The sequence below is a fragment of the Silvimonas sp. JCM 19000 genome (genome assembly GCF_054652575.1).
The window spans coordinates 192,253-212,600 of record NZ_BAAIHC010000005.1; the positions used below are offsets into that span (position 1 = coordinate 192,253).

Sequence of the window (20,348 nt, forward strand, 5' to 3'; positions counted from 1 at the left end):
TGCGCCGCCTGATGCGTCCGATCAGTACTTACGCGAAGGGAAGGTGGCTGCGGCCGTTTCCATCGGGAAGACCGTTTCTTTGGTCACGATGCGCTTGGGCACCGGCTTGCCAGCGGCGACCAGCTTGGCGGTTTCCATCAGTTGTGGCCCCAGCAGCGGGCTACATTCGACCGACACATTCATCTTGCCGGCCATCATGGCCTGGAAGGCGCCCTTGGTGGCATCGAAGGACACAATGATGATGTCCTTACCGGGTTTGAGGCCCGCTTCTTCAATGGCTTGAATGGCGCCGATAGCCATATCGTCGTTATGGGCATACACCACATTGATTTGCTTGCCATGGGCCTTCAGGAAAGCTTCCATCACCTGCTTGCCACCGGCCCGGGTAAAGTCGCCGCTCTGGCTGGCGATCACTTTAAAGCGATCGTCATTCTTGATGATTTCCAGCAGACCGTTGCGACGATCAATGGCCGGGGCCGAACCCACCGTGCCTTGCAACTCGGCGATATTGATCGGGCCAGGCTGGCCTTTGTACTTTTCTTGCAGCCAACGGCCGCCGCGACGACCTTCTTCAAGGAAGTCGGAGCCAATAAACGCGGTATACAGGCTGTCATCGCTGACCTTGACGGCGCGGTCGGTCAGAATCACCGGGATTTTGGCCGCTTTGGCTTCACGCAAGACCGGTTCCCAGCCTGATTCAACCACGGGCGAGAACGCAATCACGTCCACTTTTTGCGCAATATAAGAGCGGATGGCCTTGATCTGGTTTTCCTGCTTTTGCTGCGCATCGGAAAACTTGAGGTCAACGCCGTCTTCTTTGGCGCTGCTCTTGATGGACTCGGTATTGGCGGTGCGCCATTCACTCTCTGCCCCCACCTGGGCAAAACCGAGGACGAGTTTGTCGGCGGCCACCGCCATCGAGCTATACAGCCCCGCGGCAGCCAGTGTGATTACGGCAAGAACTTTCAGTTTTGCAGATCGCATGTCGCTCGACTCCTGTTGAACGCTATCGTGCTGGCTCGTTCTGTGCGCGGCCAGTGTGTATCCGCAAAGTGCGGAATGAGCGGAATCGTGCGTCATGCCAAGGCGGATAGGTATGTTGTTTTCTGCTGTGTTCATGCACATTCCGGACAGGTTGCAGCTTGTTGCGTTGCAGCATGAGATGCCGCTACAACCCGCGCCGTTATTGGCATTGCGGCGGAAACGTTTTAAACGCAGATGGATTAAAGCGGCAGATCGCGGCAGCACCATGCAGAAAACGGTCTGACTGGTCAGGCCGCCGTGTATCGGCTGTGTAGGCGTGGCGACACAATCTGTGGGGCCACTGGCTGGCAGCGGCGTGCGGGTTTTCTTTGCGTAGAAAGCCAACGCGGTCTGGCTTAAAGCAGGGCGCGAGTGGGGGACCATGAAATCAAGCTCATCGCGGTACGCTCAGGGCGTATCGGATCAGCCTCCTGGTGCCTTGTAGCCTCGACCGCCCGATATTCGACGTCGAGGCGTTTTTTTGCCCGGAATTTGTATTGATCGACGATCTGGCCGATGCGCTCGCCCGGATTGCGCCCATAAAAAAACGGCACAAAACACCGGCTGTGTTTTGTGCCGCCACAGGGTTCTTTGCGCAATCAGTGGCGGGTATTGCCACCGCGTGCATTGGGGTTGGCACCGGCATCACCGGTATTACCCTCGCCAAAATGGCGCGCGTATTCTTCGCCGTCGCTGCGTTTGCTTACCGAAGCCGGAATGCTCTCGCCCGCAGCCGGGCTATTCTGGGCGGCGGGGTCCAGTTCTGGCGGGCGGATCTGGTCACGTGGCGGCGCCGGGCCGTATTGATCATCATGATGCGGCGTGGGCTTGCCGATTTCTTTGCCGTGCAACTGGCTGGCGTCGCGCTGGCTACGTTTATCCTGGCCAGTGCTATCGGCGGCGCCGTCCGGGTAATTCGATTCAAAATTGCTCTTGTTATGTTGGTTGGAAGGAATCTGGTCCGCTGCGTGGCGGTTGTCTTTGTGCGGTTCACTCATACTGCCCTCCTTGGCCACCGCGTTAATGCGATGGGGGTTGTCAGGTAGTTTGGCCAGGCGTGCCGCAGGCGGTTATCAGCGGCGGACTGATGTGGCTGTGGGTGGAAACCCTGGGCGTATTCACCATGGCGACTTCCGCGTTCGATTCGTCCGCATCAGCGTGACCCAGCGCCATCCATGCGCAATGGCCGAGCGCCGCCCGGATTGCGCTAGAGTGCCGCTGGCCGCAATACTCGCCATGGCCGGCAAACACAGACTTTGCCGCCCACGCTCAGGCCCGATTTGCACCGAGTAAAACGATTCTGGAGTCCCGTTATGCCACTGCAATGCAAAGCAATAATCACATTCCTCGCGGGCGTATTGGCAGCAGCCCCTGCCTGGGCCGCGCCCGCCGCCTGCGATAACGCTGAGCAAAACCGCCAACTGGTCATCCACTTCTACGACCAGTTTTTCAACCAACACGATATTGAATCGGCGGCAAAACTGGTTGCGCCTGAATACAAACAGCACAATCCCACCGTGCCCGATGGCAAAGCGCCCTTTGTTGACTATTTCACCGGTTTTTTTAAAAAGAACCCGCAAGCCCGTTCACGTATCGTCCGAACGGCGGTCGATTGCGACATGGTATGGATGCACAATGATTCGCGCAGTGGGCCGGATGATCGCGGGCGCGCCATTGTGAATATCTTTCGCGTCAAAGACGGCAAGATTGTGGAGCATTGGGACGTGATCGAGGCCGTGCCGGAACATTCGGCCAACGACAATACAATGTTCTGAAATCTGCAGCGCCGGGTTTGACCCAGCCTGCGGCCCCGCCGAACAAGGCGGTTTATCGCGTTTTAATTGCATCTGAAAAATCTGCGTAAAAGGTTATGCGACTACCCACCACCGCTACCGCTCCGTTTTGTCCAACTGAAGTCAAAGGCAGCATCACTATTGCCGCAACGGCATCTACTTTCTCCAAACTCAAACGTTTTGCCGGGCCGGGTTTATTGGTGGCCATTGGATATATGGACCCCGGCAACTGGGCCACGGATATACAGGCGGGCTCGCAATTTGGCTACGCCCTGTTGTGGGTGGTGGCGTTTTCCAGCCTGGCGGCAATTTTTTTGCAAATGCTGGCGGCACGTCTGGGCTTGATTGCAGGCAAAGACCTCGCGCAAGCCAGTTATGAAAGATACGGTCCGTTTGGCAAAGTGCTGCAATGGATTACCGCCGAAATATCCATCATTGCCTGCGATATCGCCGAAGTGATTGGTTGCGCGCTGGCATTCAAGCTTTTATTCGGCATTCCTTTGGCGTGGGGCATTGTGTTGACGGCCTTTGATACCGTCATCGTATTAGGCATGCAGGGCAAAGGCTTTCGCCAGGTCGAGGCCATTGTGTTGGGTTTGATTTCCACCATGGCGCTGTGTTTTTTAATTCAGGTGATCATGGTCAAGCCAGACTGGCACGCCGTGGCACTGGGGCTGATTCCGGGTAATCCGGGGCATGATCACAAAGACGCCATTATTCTGGCGCTGGGCATCGTGGGCGCGACCATCATGCCGCATAACCTGTATCTGCATTCTTCGGTGGTGCAAACGCGGCGCGTAATCGGCGCGCAATCGGTACACGACGTGGAATCCACCTTGAATATGGTGCGGCTCGATACCTGGGCGGCCTTATTGATTGCCATGCTGGTGAATGGCGCCATTCTGGTATTGGCCGCCACGGCGTTTCATTATTCCGGCCACACCGAAGTGGCCGATATCGAACACGCCTATACGCTGATTACGCCCATTGCCGGCGCGGCAGCCGCCTGGTTATTCGGGATTGCGCTGCTCGCGTCCGGGCAAAGCTCTACGCTCACCGGCACCATCGCGGGCCAGGTCATCATGGACGGCTTTTTTCATCTCAAAATTCCGTGCTACCAACGTCGCTTGATTACGCGCGGTCTGGCGTTGGCACCGGCACTGCTGGGCGTGCTGTGGCTGGGCAACGATTCGGCCGGCAAATTGCTGATCTGGAGCCAGGTATTGCTTAGCTTGCAGTTGCCGTTTGCAATGTGGCCGCTGATCCGTTCGGTGAGCGACCCGAAGGTGATGGGCCGCTACACCATCAATCGGCCGTCACGCTGGGTGGCGTGGGGCTTGTTTGCCGTCATTACCGTCACTAATCTGTGGCTGGTTGACGGGGTCCTGGGCTAACGGCCGCCACTACGGCCAGAGCGGCAGGCCCTCAAGTTGATGAGCCTGCTGCCAGCTCGGGCGCGCCGCCATCCGTGCCGCAAAAGCGGCCAGGCCCGGCCATTGCGTGGCGGGGCGCTGCATATTGCGCGACCAGCGCAGATACATCATCAATTGCAGATCGGCCGTGCTCATCTGTTCGCCCAATAGCCACGGGCCATGCTGTTGCAACTGCTGTTCCAGTTGCGTCCAGAAACCGGCAAAGCGCTGCTGCAAGGCCTCGCGCTGTGCCGGGGGCCATTCGGCCAGCCCCAGATCAGCGGGATAAAAATGCGCGCGGTAGCACGCGCCCAGCGTGGTGGACAGCCAGGTGGTCCAGTACAGCCACTGCGCGCGTTGGGGCGAACCCGGCGCAGGCGCCAGGCCGCTGGCAGGATGGCGCTCGGTCAGCAGCTGCAGCAAAGCCGCTGATTCGCCATACGCCTGGCCGTCCACTACCAGCGTCGGGACCACGCCTTGCGGGTTCAGCGCCAGATAATCCGGGTCTTTTTGCTCGCGCGCGGCAAAGTCGACACGCCGCAGGGTGTACGGCGCGCCGATTTCCAGCAGGGTCTGGTGCACCACCAGACTGGCGCTGCCGGGGGAATAAAACAGGGTGTACATGGGCTGTCCGCTGCAGGGGCAAAGGCCGCTATTTTGCGGGGATGACCCCGCTTTGGCGAGGCCGTTCTGATCTTTTTGCCTGAAGCGCAGCAGCGGCGGGCGGGCCGTAGCCAGGCTTATTGGCGATAGTGCATATCAAGCATGACCATATAAATAAATCCGTGGTCCGTCGGTACCCGGTATGCACCTTTGGCATCCAGCACTTCCGCCGCGATCGCGGTCATATGCCAGCCATCGTGCTGATCTGCAGCCCACAGCGGCACCGTCAAATGCGGTATGCCCGTGTGCGCGTCGCGCACTTGCGTGATTCTGGAACGCACCGGTTCGGCCAGGCTGAAATTAGCCCAGGACCACATCCAGGTGCCGCTCGCAGTCGACAAAGTGCCGACAAATTCCACGTCGGCGATCAGGTCGGGCCGCTCAGCGCCAGAAAAAGTCAGGGTGGCGGCGTGCTGGTCGTAGTCGTACCGCGGATAGCTGGTAAACGCGTACTCGGCGATCAGCGCGGCTTGTCTGGCTGCCAGCCATTGGCCAGATGCGTGCTGCCCGGCGTTCCATGCTTCCAGCTCGGCCTCGTCCAGCGTCAGCACGCTTTCCGCCTTGAGCTCGTTGTAGCAGCTGCTGCATACCATCTGAATGTCCGCAGTGGCTTCGTTGCTCTCGTCCCAGCCGCCTGCCTGCAAAAATGCGGCGTCGCATTCCGCGCACCAGGCGTCGGGCCACGGCTGGTCAGGCGTGGGGTACTCGCAAGCCCAATGCTGCCGTGGCTGCGCCAGTAAATGCTGGCAAATAAATGCCGCGTGGGCATGGCCGTGCCGGTCGCACTCGATGTGGTCAGAGGCGGCGGTGTCTGCGTTGTGCCCGGGTTCGTGGCTCATGGTCTTTTTCCAGAGTGCGGTAGTGTGATGGGGGGGCGGCAGCGTAAAGCAACACCGCGGCCTGTTCTGATTTGGGGGGATTGCGCGTCGGGGCATAGCTCCGCCCAACACTGTGCTGAGGCGGTATTTTGTTGATGACGGCGCAGGGTGGCAAGGTTGGCTGGTGCTATTGCAGCTTTATTGCATACGCGCTAAAAACGAGTGCAATCAAGTCATTTGAAATAATTAAAAAAATAATTCATCCAGCCACCGATCTGCCGTTAAAGCATTTTTATGCATTAGATATATAAAACCAGAACAGCAGACGAGCTTCAGACTCGCCAAACCCGCTCTCCGTGCTTTTTCCGTCTTTGGACCAAGGAGTAGTGGTGATGGGCAAACCCAGTCAATTCGTAGCAAGGCATTTGCATTTATCAGGCGTTTTCCGCGGGCCGCTTTTATGGTTTGCGCTATTCATATTTTGCAGCGGCGTTGCTCAGGCAACGCCAACCACCTGCATAGGCACGGTCGCGGACAGCTATACCCCGGGCCTGACCAATACCAGTCAATTGATACATCGCACCACCATTACCGATTACCCCAGCTGTACCGAATTGTTGCCGCTCTGGTCGGGTACCGCGCACGGGGAATCGATTTTTGATTCGCAAATGAGTTGTGAAGAACTCGAATTGCCTGGTGGCAGCCCAATCGGCAATAAAACGCTGACCTGGAGCGATGGCGAAACCAGTGTCTGGAATGGACCGGCGCCTCTGGTTACCCGGGTTGATAACAATACGGTCATCGTGCGCACGTCCACGGTATTGAGTGGGCGATATCTGGGGAAAACAGTGATCGAAACGCTGGTTTATCCCAATCTGCAAATCGATGCCTGCGCCACCAATGGCGTTACGCAGCTCAATGGGGTTGCCACCATGGTGATTCAATAAGTGCCTGATTGCGCGTCGTTTTGAGGCAAGCAAAACGGGCATGCAGGGGTGCAATCCATCACCGGCGGCGGGTAACGCGCCGGTGATTTTTTTGCACGCCGCCCCGTATTCAGCGCACCCGCCGCAGCAGCCCGCGCGCTGATTTCCATTTGTGCAAATGCAGTTTTGCGGTTTATCTTAAAAACGTCTCGCCTCGTGCCAGGCAGCCACGCGCCCGTCCTTTTCACCGACCGCCTGGAGGCCCTCGATTTGAAGTTTTTGCCTTTGCCGCTGCGTTTTTTCTTGCCACTGCTGTGTGTTTTGCTGCTGGCTGCCTACATTACCGTTCCCATCGTCGACCAGCTTACCCTGCGCTGGTTTGTCAAAGATCTGGACACTCGCGCCAGTCTGATCACCACCACCTTCAGCGAAAGCATGGGCGATACCTCGGTGCCAGAACGGCCCGCCCACGCGCAAACCTTGCTGGACCGTATCGTCAGTGACGAACGCGTGCTGGGCGCGGGCATCTGCACCGCACAAGGCGCGTGGAGCGTACGTTCGCTGGGCTTTCCTGCCGCCGGTTTTGATTGCGCCACGCTGGCGCAACTGGCGCAAAAACAACCACCACTGGCGCATCTGCCGTATGGCCTGGCGCATGTGGCCGTGCTGCCATTAGCCGTCGATCAGAGCGGCGAGCAGCTGGTCTTGCTGCACGATATGAGCTTTGTTGAACGGCGCAGCCAGATCACCCGGCAATATCTGATCGTGCTGTTTGTGGTGCTGGGCAGTGTGATTGCCTTGATTACGCTGGTGATTGCGCAACTGACCTGGCGGGGCTGGCTGGCCGGGGTGCAGGCCCTGTTGCGCGGTGAGGGTCTGGTGCGGCCGTTTGGCGGCATGGGCAATCGTGAGCTGATGCCAGTGGTGGAAGAATTGCGCGGCATGTTGCGCGAACTGGAAGACCAGCGGCGCGTGCTGCATCGCGCCAGCAATATCTGGACGCCCGAGCGTTTGCGCAGCTTGCTCAAGAGCGATTTGCGTGGCGACGAAATCATCGTGGTTTCCAACCGCGAACCGTATATCCATGAGCACAAGCCGGAAGGCGGCATCAAGATCAATCGGCCCGCCAGCGGGCTGGTTACGGCGGTTGAGCCGGTGATGCGGGCGTGTTCCGGCATCTGGATTGCGCATGGCAGCGGCAGCGCCGACCGTGACACCGTCGACAAGCTGGACCAGGTGGCGGTGCCGCCGGAGGACCCCAGCTATCAGCTCAAACGGGTCTGGCTGACCGAGGCCGAAGAGGCCGGTTATTACTTTGGCTTTGCCAACGAAGGCCTGTGGCCCTTGTGCCATATCGCGCATGTGCGGCCGGTGTTTCGGGCCAGCGATTGGGAACACTATCGCGCCGTGAACCAACGCTTTGCCAATGCCGTGGTGAGCGCCGCGCGCACCGAAGACCCGGTGGTGCTGGTGCAGGATTATCACTTTGCGCTGGTGCCGCGCATGGTGCGCGAGAAGCTGCCGCGCGCCACCATCATCACCTTCTGGCATATCCCCTGGCCCAATAGCGAATCGTTCAGCATTTGCCCGTGGCGCAGCGAGATAGTCGATGGCTTGCTGGGTAGCACCATTCTTGGCTTCCACACGCCGTATCACTGCAAGCATTTCACCGAAACCGTCGACCATTTGCTGGAAGCCAATATCGAGCAAGAGCATTCCACCATCACTTATGGCGGGCATCAGACGCTGGTCAAAAACTATCCAATCTCGATTGCCTGGCCGGAAGGCAGCATGCCGCCGGTCGAAGCGTGTCGGCAGGAATTACGCGAGCGGATAGGCGCGGATGCCAACCATCTGATCGCTATAGGGGTGGATCGGTTTGATTACACCAAAGGCTTGATCGAGCGCGTCAGCGCGGTGGCGGCGATGCTGGAGCAGCATCCGGAACTGGTCGGGCGATTTAGCCTGGTGCAAATCGCCGCGCCCACTCGCAGTTCGCTCGATGAATACCGCACCTTTCAGGAACGGCTGGACAAACGGGTGCATGAAGTCAATGCGCGCTTTGGCCAGCCAGGCTATCAGCCGGTGCATCTGTTTGCCAGCCACCACGATGCCATTACCCTGCAACGCTATTACCGTGCCGCCGATGCCTGCATGGTGACCAGCCTGCATGACGGCATGAACCTGGTGTGCAAGGAATTCATTGCCGCGCGTGACGATGAACGCGGCGTATTGTTGCTCAGCCGCTTTGCCGGGGCAGCCGACGAATTGCCCGATGCGCTGATCATCAATCCTTATCACATTGAAGACACCGCATCCGCTTTGCACGATGCACTGACCATGTCCGACGCCGAACAGCGCGACCGCATGCGCAGCCTGCGTTCTACCGTGCAACACAACAATGTGTATCTGTGGGCGGCCGATATGCTGGCCGATGCGGCGCGCACCCGCTTGCGCGAGCGCATCGAGGCGCGTATCTCGGCCAATCGCAAGGAATCGTAAATGCGTTATTTACTGAATACCGCCGGCTTGCAGGAAATGAAGCAAGCCATCGCGCGCCAGCCCTTGTTGGTGTTTGATTTCGACGGCACGCTCGCCCCCATCGTGCCCCTGCCTGACAACGCCTATGCGCCCACGCCGGTCAGCAGTGCCATGCGACGTCTGTGTGCGATTGCGCCGGTCGCCATCGTGACCGGCCGCAGCATTGCCGATGTGACGGCGCGGCTGGGTTTTGTGCCGCAATACATTATCGGCAATCACGGCGCGGAAGGCATGGCCGGCGTCGATACGCCGGCACTGGAACAGGTGATGCAGCGCTGGCAAATCCAGATCGATGCCTTGCCTTTGCCTGATGGCGTAACGCTGGAACGCAAACGCTTTTCGCTCAGCCTGCATTACCGCTTGGCCCGTGACCGCGAAACCGCGCAGGCGGCGGTGCTGCAACTGGCGCGATCGCTGGATCCGGCACCCGATCTGATCGGGGGCAAATGCGTGCTGAATCTGTTGCCTCCGGGCGCGCCGAATAAATATGCGGCTATCCAGTATTTGCTGGCCCAAGCGGGCCGGGCTGAGGCGCTGTTTATTGGCGACGACGAGACCGACGAGATTGCTTTCCGCCAAGCCCCGCCCACATGGCTCACCGTGCGGGTGGAGCAGGCGGATCAGTCCGCCGCGCGCTTTTATCTGGGCCACCAAAGCGAGATGGCGCATCTGATCCAGATTATTGAAGAACAATGGCGCGGCGCCGTCGGCGCTGGCTGAGCGATTCCGGCACCTCAGCCAACAAAGCACACCATGCGGCGGCGTACTTCCAGCGGATGCGGCACCACCTGTGCCGCCATGCCATACACGCTCATCATCGCAGCGGGCGTCAGTACCACTTCGGGCGCGCCGTGGCCCACCACGGTGCCAGCCGCCAGCAGCAACAAACGATCACACCACTGCGCGGCCAGGTTGACGTCATGCAGGATCACCAGCACCGCCAGTTGCTCGTCGCGCGCCAGACGCGCCACGGTGTGCAGCAGCAACCACTGGTGTTTGGGATCAAGGCTGGCGGTGGGCTCATCCAGCAACAGGGCGCGATAATCGCCAGCCGATTTGTGCGCCAATACCTGGGTTAACACGCGGGCAAACTGGATACGTTGTTGCTCGCCGCCCGACAGTGCGCTGTAACGACGCGATGCCAGATGGCTGGCGTCGGCCAGTTGTAGCGCGCGATCGATCAGTTGTTCCAGTTGTGCCGGGCTGACTTCAGGAAAAGGATAAGCACCGGTGCCGACCACCGCGCGCACGGCTAATTCGAAAGCCAGCGACGGGGATTGTGGCAACACCGCGCGACAGCGTGCTTGTTCGCCCGGCCGCGTGGCCGCCAGCGGCTTGCCCTGCAAAGTCAGGCTGCCCGACAAAGCGGGTAATTCGCCCGCCAGCGTTGCCAACAAGGTGGATTTGCCCGCGCCGTTGGCACCCAGCACGCCGGTCACCGAGCCGGGCTCGAGCGCGAGCGTGACATCGCGCAGCACGGCCACACCCTGCCGCCCACAGCAAAGTTGTTCAGCGCGCAGCATCAGCGCGTCCTCCGCGTCAGCATCCATAAGAAGAATGGCCCGCCGATCAGGCTGGTGACGATGCCGATGGGCAGCTCTGCTGGAATGACCGCGACGCGTGCCAGCCAGTCCGCCAGCGACAAGGCAATCGCGCCCGCCACCCAGGTGTGTGGCAACAGCCAGCGATGGTCAGCCCCCAGACTCAGCCGTACCAGATGTGGCACCACCAGCCCGACAAAGCCGATCACGCCGGTAGCCGCCACCAAGGGGCCGACGATCAACGCCACCAGCACAATCAAGCGGCGGCGCAATGGGTTCAGCGCAAACCCCAGATGCTGTGCTTCACGCTCGCCCAACAGCAAGGCGTTGAGGGCGCGCCATTCGCGCAGAAGCAACAGGCTCAATCCGAGCGTCCACGGGCCGAGAAAGGCCAGCTGCGTCCAGCTGGCACCGGCCAGGCTGCCCATATTCCAGAAGGTCAGGCTGCGTAATTGCGCGTCGTCGGCCACATAAGTAAACAGCCCGATCACGCTGCCGCAGATCACATTGATGGCCACGCCAGCCAGCAACAAGCTGCTCATGCCGGGCCGCCGTTGCCCCAACTGGTAGCACAGCGCGGTGGCAAGCAGGCTGCCGATAAAGGCGGCTGGCGTCAGCCAGAACAGGCCGGGCGCACCCAGTACGATGGCGGCCACCGCACCTAAGGCGCCGCCTGAGGCGATGCCGATCAGGCCGGGCTCGGCCAGGGGGTTGCGAAACAGCGCCTGCATCGCCGTGCCGGTGATGGTCAGACCGCCCCCGGCAACGATGGCGAGTGCCACGCGCGGCAAGCGGATCTGCAGCAACACATTGCGCCACAGCTGTTCTTGTGCGCTCAGATCGTGCGCCAGTAACAAGCGGGGTAAAGCGCTGAGCGGAATCGCCACCGCACCATGTGCGGCAGCAACCAGGGTGAGCAGCAGCAGGCTGCACACAGCAACGCCCAGCCACACGGCTGGGCGCGGCCGTGTGCGCGCCGGGTGCATAAGGAGTGCGGTCGTCATGCGCTTAATTGCTGGCGGTGGTCGGGGCGTCGAGGCCGTTTTTCAACGTCTTGAGCGCCTCGGGCAAACGTGGGCCAAAGCCCAGCAGCAATAAATCATCCATCACCACCACGCGACCATTGCTTGCGGCGGGCGTGCCCGCCACGCCGGGCAAGGCCATAAAGCGCTGCAAGCCGCCCGAGGCATCGATCGACATGCGGGTGGTGACGATGGCGTCCGGTGCCAAGGCCAGCGCGGCTTCGGCCGACAACGGTTTGTAGCCGCTCTGTGCAGCCAGCACATTGCGCGCGCCGGCCAGGGTCAGCATCGCATCGGCGGTTGAATCCTTGCCCGCGCCTTCGAGCTTGCCGCTGCGGTTCATCACAAACAGCGTGCGCACATTGCTCGGTCGGGTGGTTTGCGCCGTCACTTGCTGGCGGATACGGGCGACCATCTGGCCGCCGTTATCGGGCAAGCCCAAGGCGCTGGCCACGCCTTGCACGCGTTGTTCCAGCGCATCCAGCGTGGCAGCGCCCGGCAGAACGGTGACTTTGATGCCCAGTTGCTTCAGCTGCGCCAGCGCAGCAGGGGGCCCGGCCTGATCGGTGGCGAGCACCAGGTCAGGATGCAAAGCCACCACGCCTTCCACCGAAAACGCGCGGTAATAGCCCACCTGCGGCAATCTGGTGGCGGCGGGCGGATACAGGCTGGAGGCGTCATCACCCACCAGCCGATCCCCGGCATTGAGGGCGTAAATGACTTCGGTCAAGGGCCCGCCCAGACTGACCACGCGCTGTGGCGGCGCGGCAAGGGCGGTCAGGCTGCTCAGGCAAAACAGGATAGACAGCAAGGATTTCATCGCGATTCTCGGGAGTGGGGACGGAGCGGCCTTACGCGGCCAGCGGCTGCGCGCACAGATCGGTGAGCAGGGCGCGCCACGCCGGTAGCTCGGGCTGGCCCGGTTTGCGCACGCCAAAGAACTGCACAATCAGCTCACCGCTGGCGTTGTAGATTTCCAGTGAAGTCACCCAGCCATCGCGCGTCGGTTTGTTGACCACCCAACTGCTGTGGATGGCCGTGGTCTGCAAATGCAGATTGAAAGTGGGATCGAGTACGTTAAACCATGGGCCGGTGCGCAGCAGTTTCTGCACCGGGCCGCTGTGGATCTGCACGATGCCGCGGTTGCCGACAAAGCACATGATGGCGAGGCCGGTGTCGGCCGCGCGTTGCAGCAGCGTCTCGACGGCGTCATTGGCCACGCGCTGGGCCAGATCGGCGCCTGCGGCCTGCAAAGCGCCCAGACGTGACAGCTTGAATTTGCGCAACATCGGGAAGAACGCATGCGTGTCGTCCAGCGCCAGCCACGCATTCCGCACGGCGCCGGCGTCGGCGGCCACATGCGCTTCTTCCGCCACCGGCAAGGCGCTGAATTGCGGCACGCTGCGTTCGTGCTGGCCAAAGGCGGCGAGCAGCGCGGCCCAGGCGGCGACGTCGGTTTCGTCGGTGCGATACACCTTGTGCACCGCGCTACCATCAGCGGCAAAAAACTGGATGCTGTCGCGGCCGTGCGCCGGATCAGTCACATGCCAGGCGAACTGCCAGCAATTGAAGAACAGGCGCAAATCAATATCCGGCCCCAACACCATGCCGACCGCACCTTCGGCGTGGATGTCTTCATAGCGGCCGTGACGTTCGTGCACACAAGCATCGTTGCGCGATAGCGCCAGTACCCGGCCCAGCGTGCCCAGCTGTTTTAACAGTGTTTGCGCGCTGCCTGCTAATGGCTGCGACTGCACGCCGCATTGCGCCGCGACCAGCGCGGCTTCGGTTACGCCCAGCTTGCTGGCCAGATCGCGGATACGCAGTCGCGGTTCAGCCGCCACCAGCGCGGCATAGCGGCTGTGTAGTTCGGCGGCAAACTCGGTGTAGCTCGGGGTGGCGACAGTGGTTTCGGTCATGAGATGTCCTTGGATAAAAACGCCGCCCGGCCGTCCCGCTGGATGAGAGCGGGTGCACGGCGGGCGGCGGCGCGCGGTTGCTTATGGATGGCGCGCGGTTGACTGAGGGAGTGCGGGCCTAGAACAGATAGTTGGCCGAAACGCGGAAACTGCGGCCCGGTTCGGTATAGCGGTCGATGGCCGGGTTATTGGCTTGTAGCAAGGTGCCCGGGCCGCCATTGCTGGTCTGGCGGGTCTGGCTATCCCAATATTTGTGATCGAACAGATTGAATACGCCAGCCGACAAGCGCAGATCTTTGGCCAGCACATACCAGCCGGTGAAGTCGATGACGCCATAACCAGGCGCCTGGTAGAGGGTGTCGGCCGAAACGTGTTTCTTGGCGCTGGCCGTGGTGAAGGTGCTGTCCACGCCCCATTGTTCGCGGGCGTAACCCACGTTGAACACGGCTTTGAACGGGGCTACCGAATCCAGCCATTCATCATCGGTCTCGTTGCGACCCACCGTGTACGCCAGCGTAGCGTTGCTGTGCCATTGCGGCCAGAACACCCAATGCCCGGCGATTTCGGTGCCGGAGATACGCGCTTTGCTGATGTTGACGTTCTGGAATACCCCCGCCGGATAACCCGCGATCCAGCCGCTGTCGCCCTGGCTGAGCGTGACCTGCTCAATAAAGTTGTGATAGCGGTTGTCATAGACCGTGGCCGAGCCGCCCAGATCATCGGTGCCCCAGCGGGCCCCGAATTCCACGCCCGAGCTGGTCTCCGGCTTCAGATCCGGATTGGCCACCAGGGTGTAGCCGAAGGCGGTATTGGTAAACTGGCCGTTGACTTCCACCACCGTGGGCGCGCGAAAGCCCTGGGCGTACTGGCCAAACAAGGTGAGATGCTCGGCTGCCTGATAGCTGAGCAGTATTTTGGGCGACCATTTGCTATCGCTCTGATCCTTGGGCGCTATGCCGGCCCCGGCTGCAATTTGTGCGGCCAACACCGCATCTACTTCCGGGTTCTGTTCATAGCGGTCGTAACGCAGGCCAGGCGTCAGGGTAAAACCACGGCCCAGACCGATTTCATCCTGGGCAAACACGCCCCATTGCGACGCGGTGGTCACCGGTACGGTTCGCACATTGATGGTGGACGAAGCGGGCGTACCGGCGGCGAATTCGGTGGTTTTACTGCGCCACCATTCGCCGCCCAACACCAGTTGCTGCGATACCGCGCCATCGATGTTTTTAACCAGCTGGCCATTCAGGCCATACATGTCTTCCTGGTATTGGCCATCGCGCTGATAGTTGGCAGCGGTGGTACGCACCTGGTAACGATGCTGATCGCTGTCCAGTTGCTGCCACCAGGCGCGTGCACTGGCGCTGTCAAAAAAATGCGCGTTATCGGGGGCGGTGTAGTCGTACTCCAGCGAAACGCGTTTGCGCGATTGCACGTCTTCGGCGCGACTGGATTTGATGGCGCTGGTCAGATCGCTGTACATGTCCGAATCGGTGCTGGTGTGGCGGTATTCGCCAGTCAAACCCAGCTTGTGCCCGCCATCAAAGTAATGCTGCAGCTTGCCCAGAAAGTTTTCGCTGGATGAATCTTGCGGATCGGGTTCGGTGCGATTGCTGCCGGTGCCACCGGTCTCGCCTTTGTTGTCCATCTCATGGCCTTTGCGCCCGCCCACTTGCGCTAGCCAGAACGTGCCCGGCGCCGCTTCGCCCGCCACGGTGCCGCGTGCGCCGTAGCTGTTGTCAGCGCTGTCGTAATCAGCATCGATGCGCCCGCCAAACTTTTTGCCGCCCTTCAGCAAATCAGTCGGGTCCAGCGTGCGCAAGCCGACGATGCCGCCCAGTGCGGACGAGCCATACAGCGTGGAGCCAGGGCCGCGCACGATATCGATGGCCGCCAGCGAACCAAAGTCGACCATGTCCTGGCCGATAAAGGTGTCGCGGCCCGAGAACGAAAAGGTGTCCGGCAGCCGTATGCCATCCACCAGCATCAGGATGCGGTTGCCTTCGAGGCCGCGGATATTGATGTTGGTGGCGCCGTAACGCGGCTGTTTGTTGATGCTGACGCCCGGCTCGGCGCGATTGCCAAGGTCGGTAAAGTCGCGGATGAATTGCTGGTCCAGCTCGGCGCGGTCGGTGGTGGTCACCGACGGCGGCAGTTCAGCCAGCGTTTTATCAGTGCGGGTGGCGGTGACCACCACCGGCGACAAGGCGCTGTCGCTCGCTGCGGCTGCCGTGCTGGCGGCGCTGGCCACGGTGTCGGCCGTGGCGGCGTGAGCAAAGGCGCTGCTAAGCGCGCACACCATTAAGGTCAGCGCCGCCGCGACGGGGCGATGCGGAATTCGGTTCATGCCAGTTTCCTTGAGCGTAGAGACGCACCCGTCAAACCTTCGAGCAAGGTAATAGATGACGGTAAGGTCTCGGCGCGGCTGGCTGGCTTGTGCTGCGGGCAGCACAAATAAACGCGGCTGGCTGGCGTGCGCGGTTTGTGATTGTTATGGGTGGTTATGGAAAGCGCTGATCAGGGCCGGGCCTACTTGGTCAGGATCAGCTTGCTCTGTCGCGTCTCGCGCAGTGTGTAGCGCACACCGTTGTGTTCGATCACCACCGAATGACCCGCATGCAGCAGATCACGGCTATTGATGACCGGCGTGTGCTCGACCCCGTGGCTGACTGCAGACGGAGCGGGCGTGGGGGACGGGTGAGGGCGACGGGTATCCATGCGGCAGAATATAAACGAGAACCGTTCTCATCTGCAAGGCGTTATATCAACAGCAGCCGACAAGCGCTTGCGCCAGCTGCAAGCGCCGGCCGGGCCGGCTTGCGCTGTTAGCGGCGCAGCGGCACAAAATTGAATTCAGCCAGCAGCGCGTCCACCAGCCGTTGCGAGACGTGGGCGGCGTCGGCTTTGCTGAGCGGGCTGTCGGAGCGGCGGATATTGCGTTCCAGCAGCCCGGTGAGCTGGTTTTCCGGGCTGACGCCGCTTTCCGTCAGCGGCTGCTTGGCCACCCAGGCAAAATCGCCAATGATCGAGGCATAAACTTGCGGCGGTTGCGGGCCGGTGGGTTGTTTGTCGTCGGCCAACAAACCGCGCATCACGGCCTGGCGTAGCCCGGTGCGCAGCGTAATCAAATCGCTTTCAAGAGCGACAGGTTTGCTGGCTTCGGTATGGGCGGCATGCGCCGCAGGTAAGGCGGCCACCGCGTCGCGGAATTCATCCAGCGCGCTGAGCACATGCGCTTGCGGCACGTTATCAAACAAGAACAACAGCGTGCGTTCGCGCCGTTTAAGCGCGACGGACACGGCGTTGGTGCCCGCGCGGTTATAGACTTCCAGCGTGATGCCGAGCGGCAGTTTAACGGTTCTGGTTTTCATGTAAAACACCCCTTGCGACGCGACACAATGCCGTGGACGGCAAATTTATAGTGATGGCCGTGCACGCCCGGACGCGCACACGCTGTCTAGTTTAGACAGCTATGTGCAGGCTTGTCGCGTGGTTTATATTGCAGCCAGCGACATGCGGGATGTTTACAACAGATTTACAACTCGCGCTCGGCGCGGCTGGGGTCTTGCTGCCATACGTACAGAATACGCAGCGATTTGCCGATACGCTGGGCGCGCTCCAGCCATGCATCGGCCAGCGCTGGCGCCAGCATTTCGTGCACCGTCTGCGTGAACAGCGCCAACCAGATGTCCAGCAGCGCCGGGGTGAAGCCCGCAGCCAGATGGCGCTCGGTGACTTCGTAGCGATGCCCAAGGTAACGCTCGCCGCCCAGCGTGACCCACCAGAAGTGCGTGAGGATATCCAGATGATGCGGCCAGTCACTCACGCGCCTGAACGGCACGCCCAGTTCGGGATGCGTGCGCACGCGGCTATAAAATTCGGTGACCACGGCGCGGACTTGCGCCTGGCCGATCTGCTCGGCGACGGCTTGCATAAAAGAGAACTCGATACGGGTTGCAAACAAGCCCGCACCAGACAAGCCGCGCGGGCCAGCCGGATTTAAAAGGATGCGGCGGCCCGCGAGCAAGCGTAATACCTGGCAATCAGCCCAACGGCGCGGGGTGCCGTGGGCGAGCCTGCTTAGGGCAGTGGTTTGCGAAAGCTGATGGCCATGCGATTCCAGGTGTTGATGCTGCCTATCAGCAAGGTCAGATCGACGCGTTCGGCTTCAGAGAAATGCGTGGCCAGATCGTCGTACAGCTTGTCAGTCACTGGCTGGGTGGCAATGCGGGTCAGTGCTTCGGTCCATGCCAGCGCGGCACGTTCACGGTCAGTAAACAGATGGGTCTCTTGCCAGACGCAGACCGTGGCCAGGCGGCGCTCATCTTCGCCGCCTTTGCGTGCGTCAGCCACATGCATATCCACGCAAAAGGCGCAGCCATTGATTTGCGAAGCACGCAAGCGCACCAGTTCAGCCAGTGATTTTTCGATGGTCGATTTGGCCAGATATTGCTCAACCGCACTCTGGGCCATCACGGCGGCGGAATTGGCTTTGTAGAAGTTAAGGCGTTCAGACATGGCAGGCTCCAGGGGTGGGTGAGAATCTGAGCGCCAGCTTAGGCCGGGACGTGGTCGGCATAAATCGCCAATTTGTGGCGTTTTCAGGTGACCACTGGCATGCGCTCACGCAAGGCCTGTTCCAGCCGGGTCAATGCGGCGTCGATGCGGCAGACGTCGATTTCGCCATAGCCAAACAACAAAGCCGGTTGCGCCGGGCTGTCGGCATAAAAATGGCGTGTGCCGTACAAGCCGACCTGCACCGCATCGCCGCAGGCAATCACTGCGTCTTCGTCGATGCCGGGCCGCAGCAACGCCGTCATGTGGATGCCAGCCATGGTCACGATAGGCCTGAACCACGGTGCCAGTGGCCCACTCAGATGGCGGATCAGCATGGCGCGTCGCGCTTGATACAGCTTGTGATTGCGGCGCAAATGGCGGGCAAATTCGCCATCGAGCATAAAGCGCGCAAGTGCCGCCTGGGTGAGCGAGGCGCTGTGCCAGTCGCTCAGTTGCTTGGCCTTGATCAGCGCCGCTGCCAGCGACTGCGGTGGCACCAGATAGCCCACGCGCAATTCCGGAAAGATGGTTTTGGAGAAGGTGCCGACGTAGGCGACCAGACCCGCGCGATCCAGACTCTTCAGCGCATCGAGCGGCCGGCCTTCAAAGCGGAATTCGCCGTCATAGTCGTCCTCCGCAATCACTGCGCCGCTCCGTTGCGCCCATTCCAGCAAGGCGATGCGCCGATCCAGGCTGAGCGGTACGCCCAGCGGAAATTGATGCGATGGCGTCACATACACCAGGCGCGCCTGGTCGGGCAGGGCATCCACGCGCATACCTTCGGCATCCACCGGCACACTGATTACGCGCGCGCCCACGGCATTAAAACAAGCACGCGCCGGGGCGTAGCCGGGCTCTTCCATAGCCACGATATCGCCCGGCTGCAACAGCACGCGTGCCAGCAAATCCAGCGCCTGTTGCGCCCCTTGCGTAACGATCACGTCTTGCCAGCTGCAGGCCACCGCGCGATTAAAGCCAAGATAACGCGAGATGCCCAGGCGCAGTTCCTGCTCGCCGGCTGGGTCGTGATAACCGCCGCGTCCGCGTGCCTGCAAGCGCAAGGCGTGGTTCATGCAGCGTCGCCACGGCTCAAACGGAAAGCGCGATTTATCAGTCACCCCGCCCATAAAATCATCGGCATGTAGCGAGCGCGATTGCAGCGCCAGCGCCGGGGGCATGGCCTGCCAGACTGGCGATGGCCGCGCCTGCTGCGGCGCCGCCTGGGTTTGCGGCAGCCGTTGCGGGCCGTCGGCCACAAACGTGCCGTGGCCCGGCTTGCTGAGTAAAAAACTTTCGGCCAGCAAACGCTCGAACACATCCAGCGTGGTTTTACGCGATACCCCCAGCTGCGTTGCCAGATCGCGCGTGGACGGCAAGCGTTCGCCGGGCGGCAGGCGGCCGTCGAGGATGGCGCTGCGCAATTGGCGATAGATCTGGCCCGACAAGTCAGTGCGGCCGTGCAGGCTAAGGTGGAGATCCATGCGTTGAGTGACGTCAGTAAAGCGTGGCAAGGCCGCTATGTTAGCGCGACATCGCGACGACGGTTTTTGAATTTGCAAGCGCTTTCGACCTTGCGCCGCCGCAAAAAAGCTGTAGCAAAACAATCACATTGGCGCATTTGCGACCGGAGGCTCGGTTTGCGCGTTTGTATCAATAACCCGCAAGCCACCTTCCATCGGGCGACAGATGCGTAAGCTGTTTGCATTTGCGACATTCGGCCTTGCCCGGCGTTCTGCGCCCCGGTGCGCCGTCAGAAGCGTCCGGCCAGAACCCATCGCCGCGACAAGGTACAAACTGGCCCTTGCCGCACCCCAGACCTCTGCACCTGGAGACCACGATGAGCCTGATGACCCTGGACCAGTTTCCTGAGCAAGAACGCACTGCGTTTGAAGCCATTTGTCGTGAGTTCGGCTTTGAGCCACATGACTTTGTGGTCAGTGCCGATGCGCATTTTCCCGACACCCTGTGTGACGGTATCGAGGTGGTCACGGTGTTGCGTGACCGAGGTTTTCAACAATATCGACCGCCGGAGTGGATTGCTGAATTCCACGATTCGCTGGCCCATGGCGAATTTGGCGCACCCAGCGTCCAGCATTGAATGGCGTGGGGATGAGCGGGTGGGGCGTACTTATG

General features: G+C 60.8%; 21 protein-coding genes. 7 read left to right on the forward strand and 14 right to left on the reverse strand.

Translation table 11 applies throughout. The features are described from left to right. Positions 1-21: 21 nt before the first annotated feature. Positions 22-984 carry an ABC transporter substrate-binding protein gene (locus ACYQ1A_RS07140; protein WP_499361312.1) on the reverse strand — a complete coding sequence of 321 codons (963 nt, stop codon included), beginning with the start codon at positions 982-984 and terminating at the stop codon, positions 22-24. A gap of 112 nt (positions 985-1,096) precedes the next feature. On the opposite strand from ACYQ1A_RS07140, the gene ACYQ1A_RS07145 reads away from it, so the two are divergent. After that, positions 1,097-1,267 (forward strand): hypothetical protein, encoded by a 171-nt coding sequence (locus tag ACYQ1A_RS07145; protein WP_499361313.1) that lies wholly within the window; start codon positions 1,097-1,099, stop codon positions 1,265-1,267. A gap of 355 nt (positions 1,268-1,622) precedes the next feature. Here the strand turns inward: ACYQ1A_RS07145 and ACYQ1A_RS07150 are convergent, their stop codons facing one another. Continuing rightward, positions 1,623-2,021 carry a hypothetical protein gene (locus ACYQ1A_RS07150; RefSeq protein WP_499361314.1) on the reverse strand — a complete coding sequence of 133 codons (399 nt, stop codon included), beginning with the start codon at positions 2,019-2,021 and terminating at the stop codon, positions 1,623-1,625. Positions 2,022-2,279: 258 nt separating this feature from the next. Between ACYQ1A_RS07150 and ACYQ1A_RS07155 the strand changes: the two genes are divergently transcribed. Together ACYQ1A_RS07155 and ACYQ1A_RS07160 are read left to right on the forward strand one after the other, a co-directional pair. Beyond that, the gene (locus tag ACYQ1A_RS07155) at positions 2,280-2,798 is read left to right on the forward strand and encodes a nuclear transport factor 2 family protein (protein WP_499361316.1); all 519 of its coding nucleotides are present in this window, start codon (positions 2,280-2,282) and stop codon (positions 2,796-2,798) included. A gap of 95 nt (positions 2,799-2,893) precedes the next feature. Next, positions 2,894-4,210, forward strand: coding sequence for an Nramp family divalent metal transporter (locus ACYQ1A_RS07160; protein ID WP_499361317.1), 1,317 nt, complete (start codon positions 2,894-2,896; stop codon positions 4,208-4,210). Between the two features lie 9 nt (positions 4,211-4,219). Here ACYQ1A_RS07160 and ACYQ1A_RS07165 read toward each other — a convergent pair whose 3' ends face one another. Together ACYQ1A_RS07165 and ACYQ1A_RS07170 are read right to left on the reverse strand one after the other, a co-directional pair. Beyond that, on the reverse strand, positions 4,220-4,852 hold the full coding sequence (locus ACYQ1A_RS07165) for a glutathione S-transferase family protein (protein ID WP_499361318.1): 633 nt from the start codon (positions 4,850-4,852) through the stop codon (positions 4,220-4,222). A 116-nt stretch (positions 4,853-4,968) separates the two neighbouring features. Beyond that, on the reverse strand, positions 4,969-5,730 hold the full coding sequence (locus ACYQ1A_RS07170; RefSeq protein WP_499361319.1) for a DUF6882 domain-containing protein: 762 nt from the start codon (positions 5,728-5,730) through the stop codon (positions 4,969-4,971). A gap of 371 nt (positions 5,731-6,101) precedes the next feature. Between ACYQ1A_RS07170 and ACYQ1A_RS07175 the strand changes: the two genes are divergently transcribed. The 3 genes from ACYQ1A_RS07175 (at position 6,102) to otsB (ending at position 9,896) form a co-directional block, all read left to right on the forward strand. Beyond that, positions 6,102-6,656 (forward strand): hypothetical protein, encoded by a 555-nt coding sequence (locus ACYQ1A_RS07175; RefSeq protein WP_499361320.1) that lies wholly within the window; start codon positions 6,102-6,104, stop codon positions 6,654-6,656. Between the two features lie 249 nt (positions 6,657-6,905). Continuing rightward, entirely contained in the window at positions 6,906-9,137 is a 2,232-nt protein-coding gene (locus ACYQ1A_RS07180) for an alpha,alpha-trehalose-phosphate synthase (UDP-forming) (RefSeq protein WP_499361321.1), read from the forward strand. After that, entirely contained in the window at positions 9,138-9,896 is a 759-nt protein-coding gene (gene otsB / locus ACYQ1A_RS07185; RefSeq protein WP_499361322.1) for a trehalose-phosphatase, read from the forward strand. It abuts the gene before it with no gap. A gap of 14 nt (positions 9,897-9,910) precedes the next feature. On the opposite strand, the gene ACYQ1A_RS07190 is transcribed toward otsB, so the two are convergent. The 10 genes from ACYQ1A_RS07190 to pdxR all read right to left on the reverse strand — a co-directional run bounded on the left by ACYQ1A_RS07190 (position 9,911) and on the right by pdxR (position 19,696). Then, on the reverse strand, positions 9,911-10,699 hold the full coding sequence (locus ACYQ1A_RS07190) for a heme ABC transporter ATP-binding protein (protein WP_499361323.1): 789 nt from the start codon (positions 10,697-10,699) through the stop codon (positions 9,911-9,913). After that, positions 10,699-11,721: a FecCD family ABC transporter permease gene (locus ACYQ1A_RS07195; RefSeq protein ID WP_499361324.1), complete on the reverse strand. Its 1,023-nt coding sequence runs from the start codon at positions 11,719-11,721 to the stop codon at positions 10,699-10,701. The genes ACYQ1A_RS07190 and ACYQ1A_RS07195 overlap by 1 nt, the downstream gene beginning before the upstream one ends. 4 nt (positions 11,722-11,725) lie before the next feature. After that, positions 11,726-12,559 carry a heme/hemin ABC transporter substrate-binding protein gene (locus ACYQ1A_RS07200; RefSeq protein ID WP_499361326.1) on the reverse strand — a complete coding sequence of 278 codons (834 nt, stop codon included), beginning with the start codon at positions 12,557-12,559 and terminating at the stop codon, positions 11,726-11,728. A 31-nt stretch (positions 12,560-12,590) separates the two neighbouring features. Further along, positions 12,591-13,658: a hemin-degrading factor gene (locus ACYQ1A_RS07205; protein WP_499361329.1), complete on the reverse strand. Its 1,068-nt coding sequence runs from the start codon at positions 13,656-13,658 to the stop codon at positions 12,591-12,593. 118 nt (positions 13,659-13,776) lie between these two features. Continuing rightward, complete coding sequence (locus ACYQ1A_RS07210; RefSeq protein WP_499361332.1) at positions 13,777-16,005, reverse strand: TonB-dependent hemoglobin/transferrin/lactoferrin family receptor; 2,229 nt, start codon at positions 16,003-16,005, stop codon at positions 13,777-13,779. A 182-nt stretch (positions 16,006-16,187) separates the two neighbouring features. Further along, the gene (gene hemP, locus ACYQ1A_RS07215) at positions 16,188-16,376 is read right to left on the reverse strand and encodes a hemin uptake protein HemP (protein ID WP_062225367.1); all 189 of its coding nucleotides are present in this window, start codon (positions 16,374-16,376) and stop codon (positions 16,188-16,190) included. A gap of 107 nt (positions 16,377-16,483) precedes the next feature. Continuing rightward, positions 16,484-17,029 carry a hypothetical protein gene (locus ACYQ1A_RS07220; protein ID WP_499361337.1) on the reverse strand — a complete coding sequence of 182 codons (546 nt, stop codon included), beginning with the start codon at positions 17,027-17,029 and terminating at the stop codon, positions 16,484-16,486. 164 nt (positions 17,030-17,193) lie between these two features. Next, positions 17,194-17,622, reverse strand: a complete 429-nt coding sequence (locus ACYQ1A_RS07225) for a group III truncated hemoglobin (RefSeq protein ID WP_499361341.1) — start codon at positions 17,620-17,622, stop codon at positions 17,194-17,196. 116 nt (positions 17,623-17,738) lie between these two features. After that, a complete protein-coding gene (locus ACYQ1A_RS07230) occupies positions 17,739-18,176 on the reverse strand; it encodes a carboxymuconolactone decarboxylase family protein (protein WP_499361345.1) in 438 nt (145 codons plus the stop codon). 83 nt (positions 18,177-18,259) lie between these two features. Beyond that, a complete protein-coding gene (pdxR, locus tag ACYQ1A_RS07235; protein WP_499361346.1) occupies positions 18,260-19,696 on the reverse strand; it encodes a MocR-like pyridoxine biosynthesis transcription factor PdxR in 1,437 nt (478 codons plus the stop codon). Between the two features lie 356 nt (positions 19,697-20,052). Here pdxR and ACYQ1A_RS07240 point away from each other — a divergent pair, with 356 nt between their 5' ends. After that, positions 20,053-20,313, forward strand: a complete 261-nt coding sequence (locus tag ACYQ1A_RS07240) for a hypothetical protein (protein WP_062225784.1) — start codon at positions 20,053-20,055, stop codon at positions 20,311-20,313. The last annotated feature ends 35 nt before the right edge of the window (positions 20,314-20,348 follow it).

Coding starts and splice junctions, on each gene's coding strand:
- ACYQ1A_RS07140 (WP_499361312.1), bottom strand. CDS start 984: ATGCGATCTGCAAAACTGAAAGTTCTTGCCGTAATCACACTGGCTGCC.
- ACYQ1A_RS07145 (WP_499361313.1), top strand. CDS start 1,097: ATGTTGTTTTCTGCTGTGTTCATGCACATTCCGGACAGGTTGCAGCTT.
- ACYQ1A_RS07150 (WP_499361314.1), bottom strand. CDS start 2,021: ATGAGTGAACCGCACAAAGACAACCGCCACGCAGCGGACCAGATTCCT.
- ACYQ1A_RS07160 (WP_499361317.1), top strand. CDS start 2,894: ATGCGACTACCCACCACCGCTACCGCTCCGTTTTGTCCAACTGAAGTC.
- ACYQ1A_RS07165 (WP_499361318.1), bottom strand. CDS start 4,852: ATGTACACCCTGTTTTATTCCCCCGGCAGCGCCAGTCTGGTGGTGCAC.
- ACYQ1A_RS07170 (WP_499361319.1), bottom strand. CDS start 5,730: ATGAGCCACGAACCCGGGCACAACGCAGACACCGCCGCCTCTGACCAC.
- ACYQ1A_RS07175 (WP_499361320.1), top strand. CDS start 6,102: ATGGGCAAACCCAGTCAATTCGTAGCAAGGCATTTGCATTTATCAGGC.
- otsB (WP_499361322.1), top strand. CDS start 9,138: ATGCGTTATTTACTGAATACCGCCGGCTTGCAGGAAATGAAGCAAGCC.
- ACYQ1A_RS07190 (WP_499361323.1), bottom strand. CDS start 10,699: ATGCTGCGCGCTGAACAACTTTGCTGTGGGCGGCAGGGTGTGGCCGTG.
- ACYQ1A_RS07195 (WP_499361324.1), bottom strand. CDS start 11,721: ATGACGACCGCACTCCTTATGCACCCGGCGCGCACACGGCCGCGCCCA.
- ACYQ1A_RS07200 (WP_499361326.1), bottom strand. CDS start 12,559: ATGAAATCCTTGCTGTCTATCCTGTTTTGCCTGAGCAGCCTGACCGCC.
- ACYQ1A_RS07205 (WP_499361329.1), bottom strand. CDS start 13,658: ATGACCGAAACCACTGTCGCCACCCCGAGCTACACCGAGTTTGCCGCC.
- ACYQ1A_RS07210 (WP_499361332.1), bottom strand. CDS start 16,005: ATGAACCGAATTCCGCATCGCCCCGTCGCGGCGGCGCTGACCTTAATG.
- hemP (WP_062225367.1), bottom strand. CDS start 16,376: ATGGATACCCGTCGCCCTCACCCGTCCCCCACGCCCGCTCCGTCTGCA.
- ACYQ1A_RS07220 (WP_499361337.1), bottom strand. CDS start 17,029: ATGAAAACCAGAACCGTTAAACTGCCGCTCGGCATCACGCTGGAAGTC.
- ACYQ1A_RS07230 (WP_499361345.1), bottom strand. CDS start 18,176: ATGTCTGAACGCCTTAACTTCTACAAAGCCAATTCCGCCGCCGTGATG.
- pdxR (WP_499361346.1), bottom strand. CDS start 19,696: ATGGATCTCCACCTTAGCCTGCACGGCCGCACTGACTTGTCGGGCCAG.
- ACYQ1A_RS07240 (WP_062225784.1), top strand. CDS start 20,053: ATGAGCCTGATGACCCTGGACCAGTTTCCTGAGCAAGAACGCACTGCG.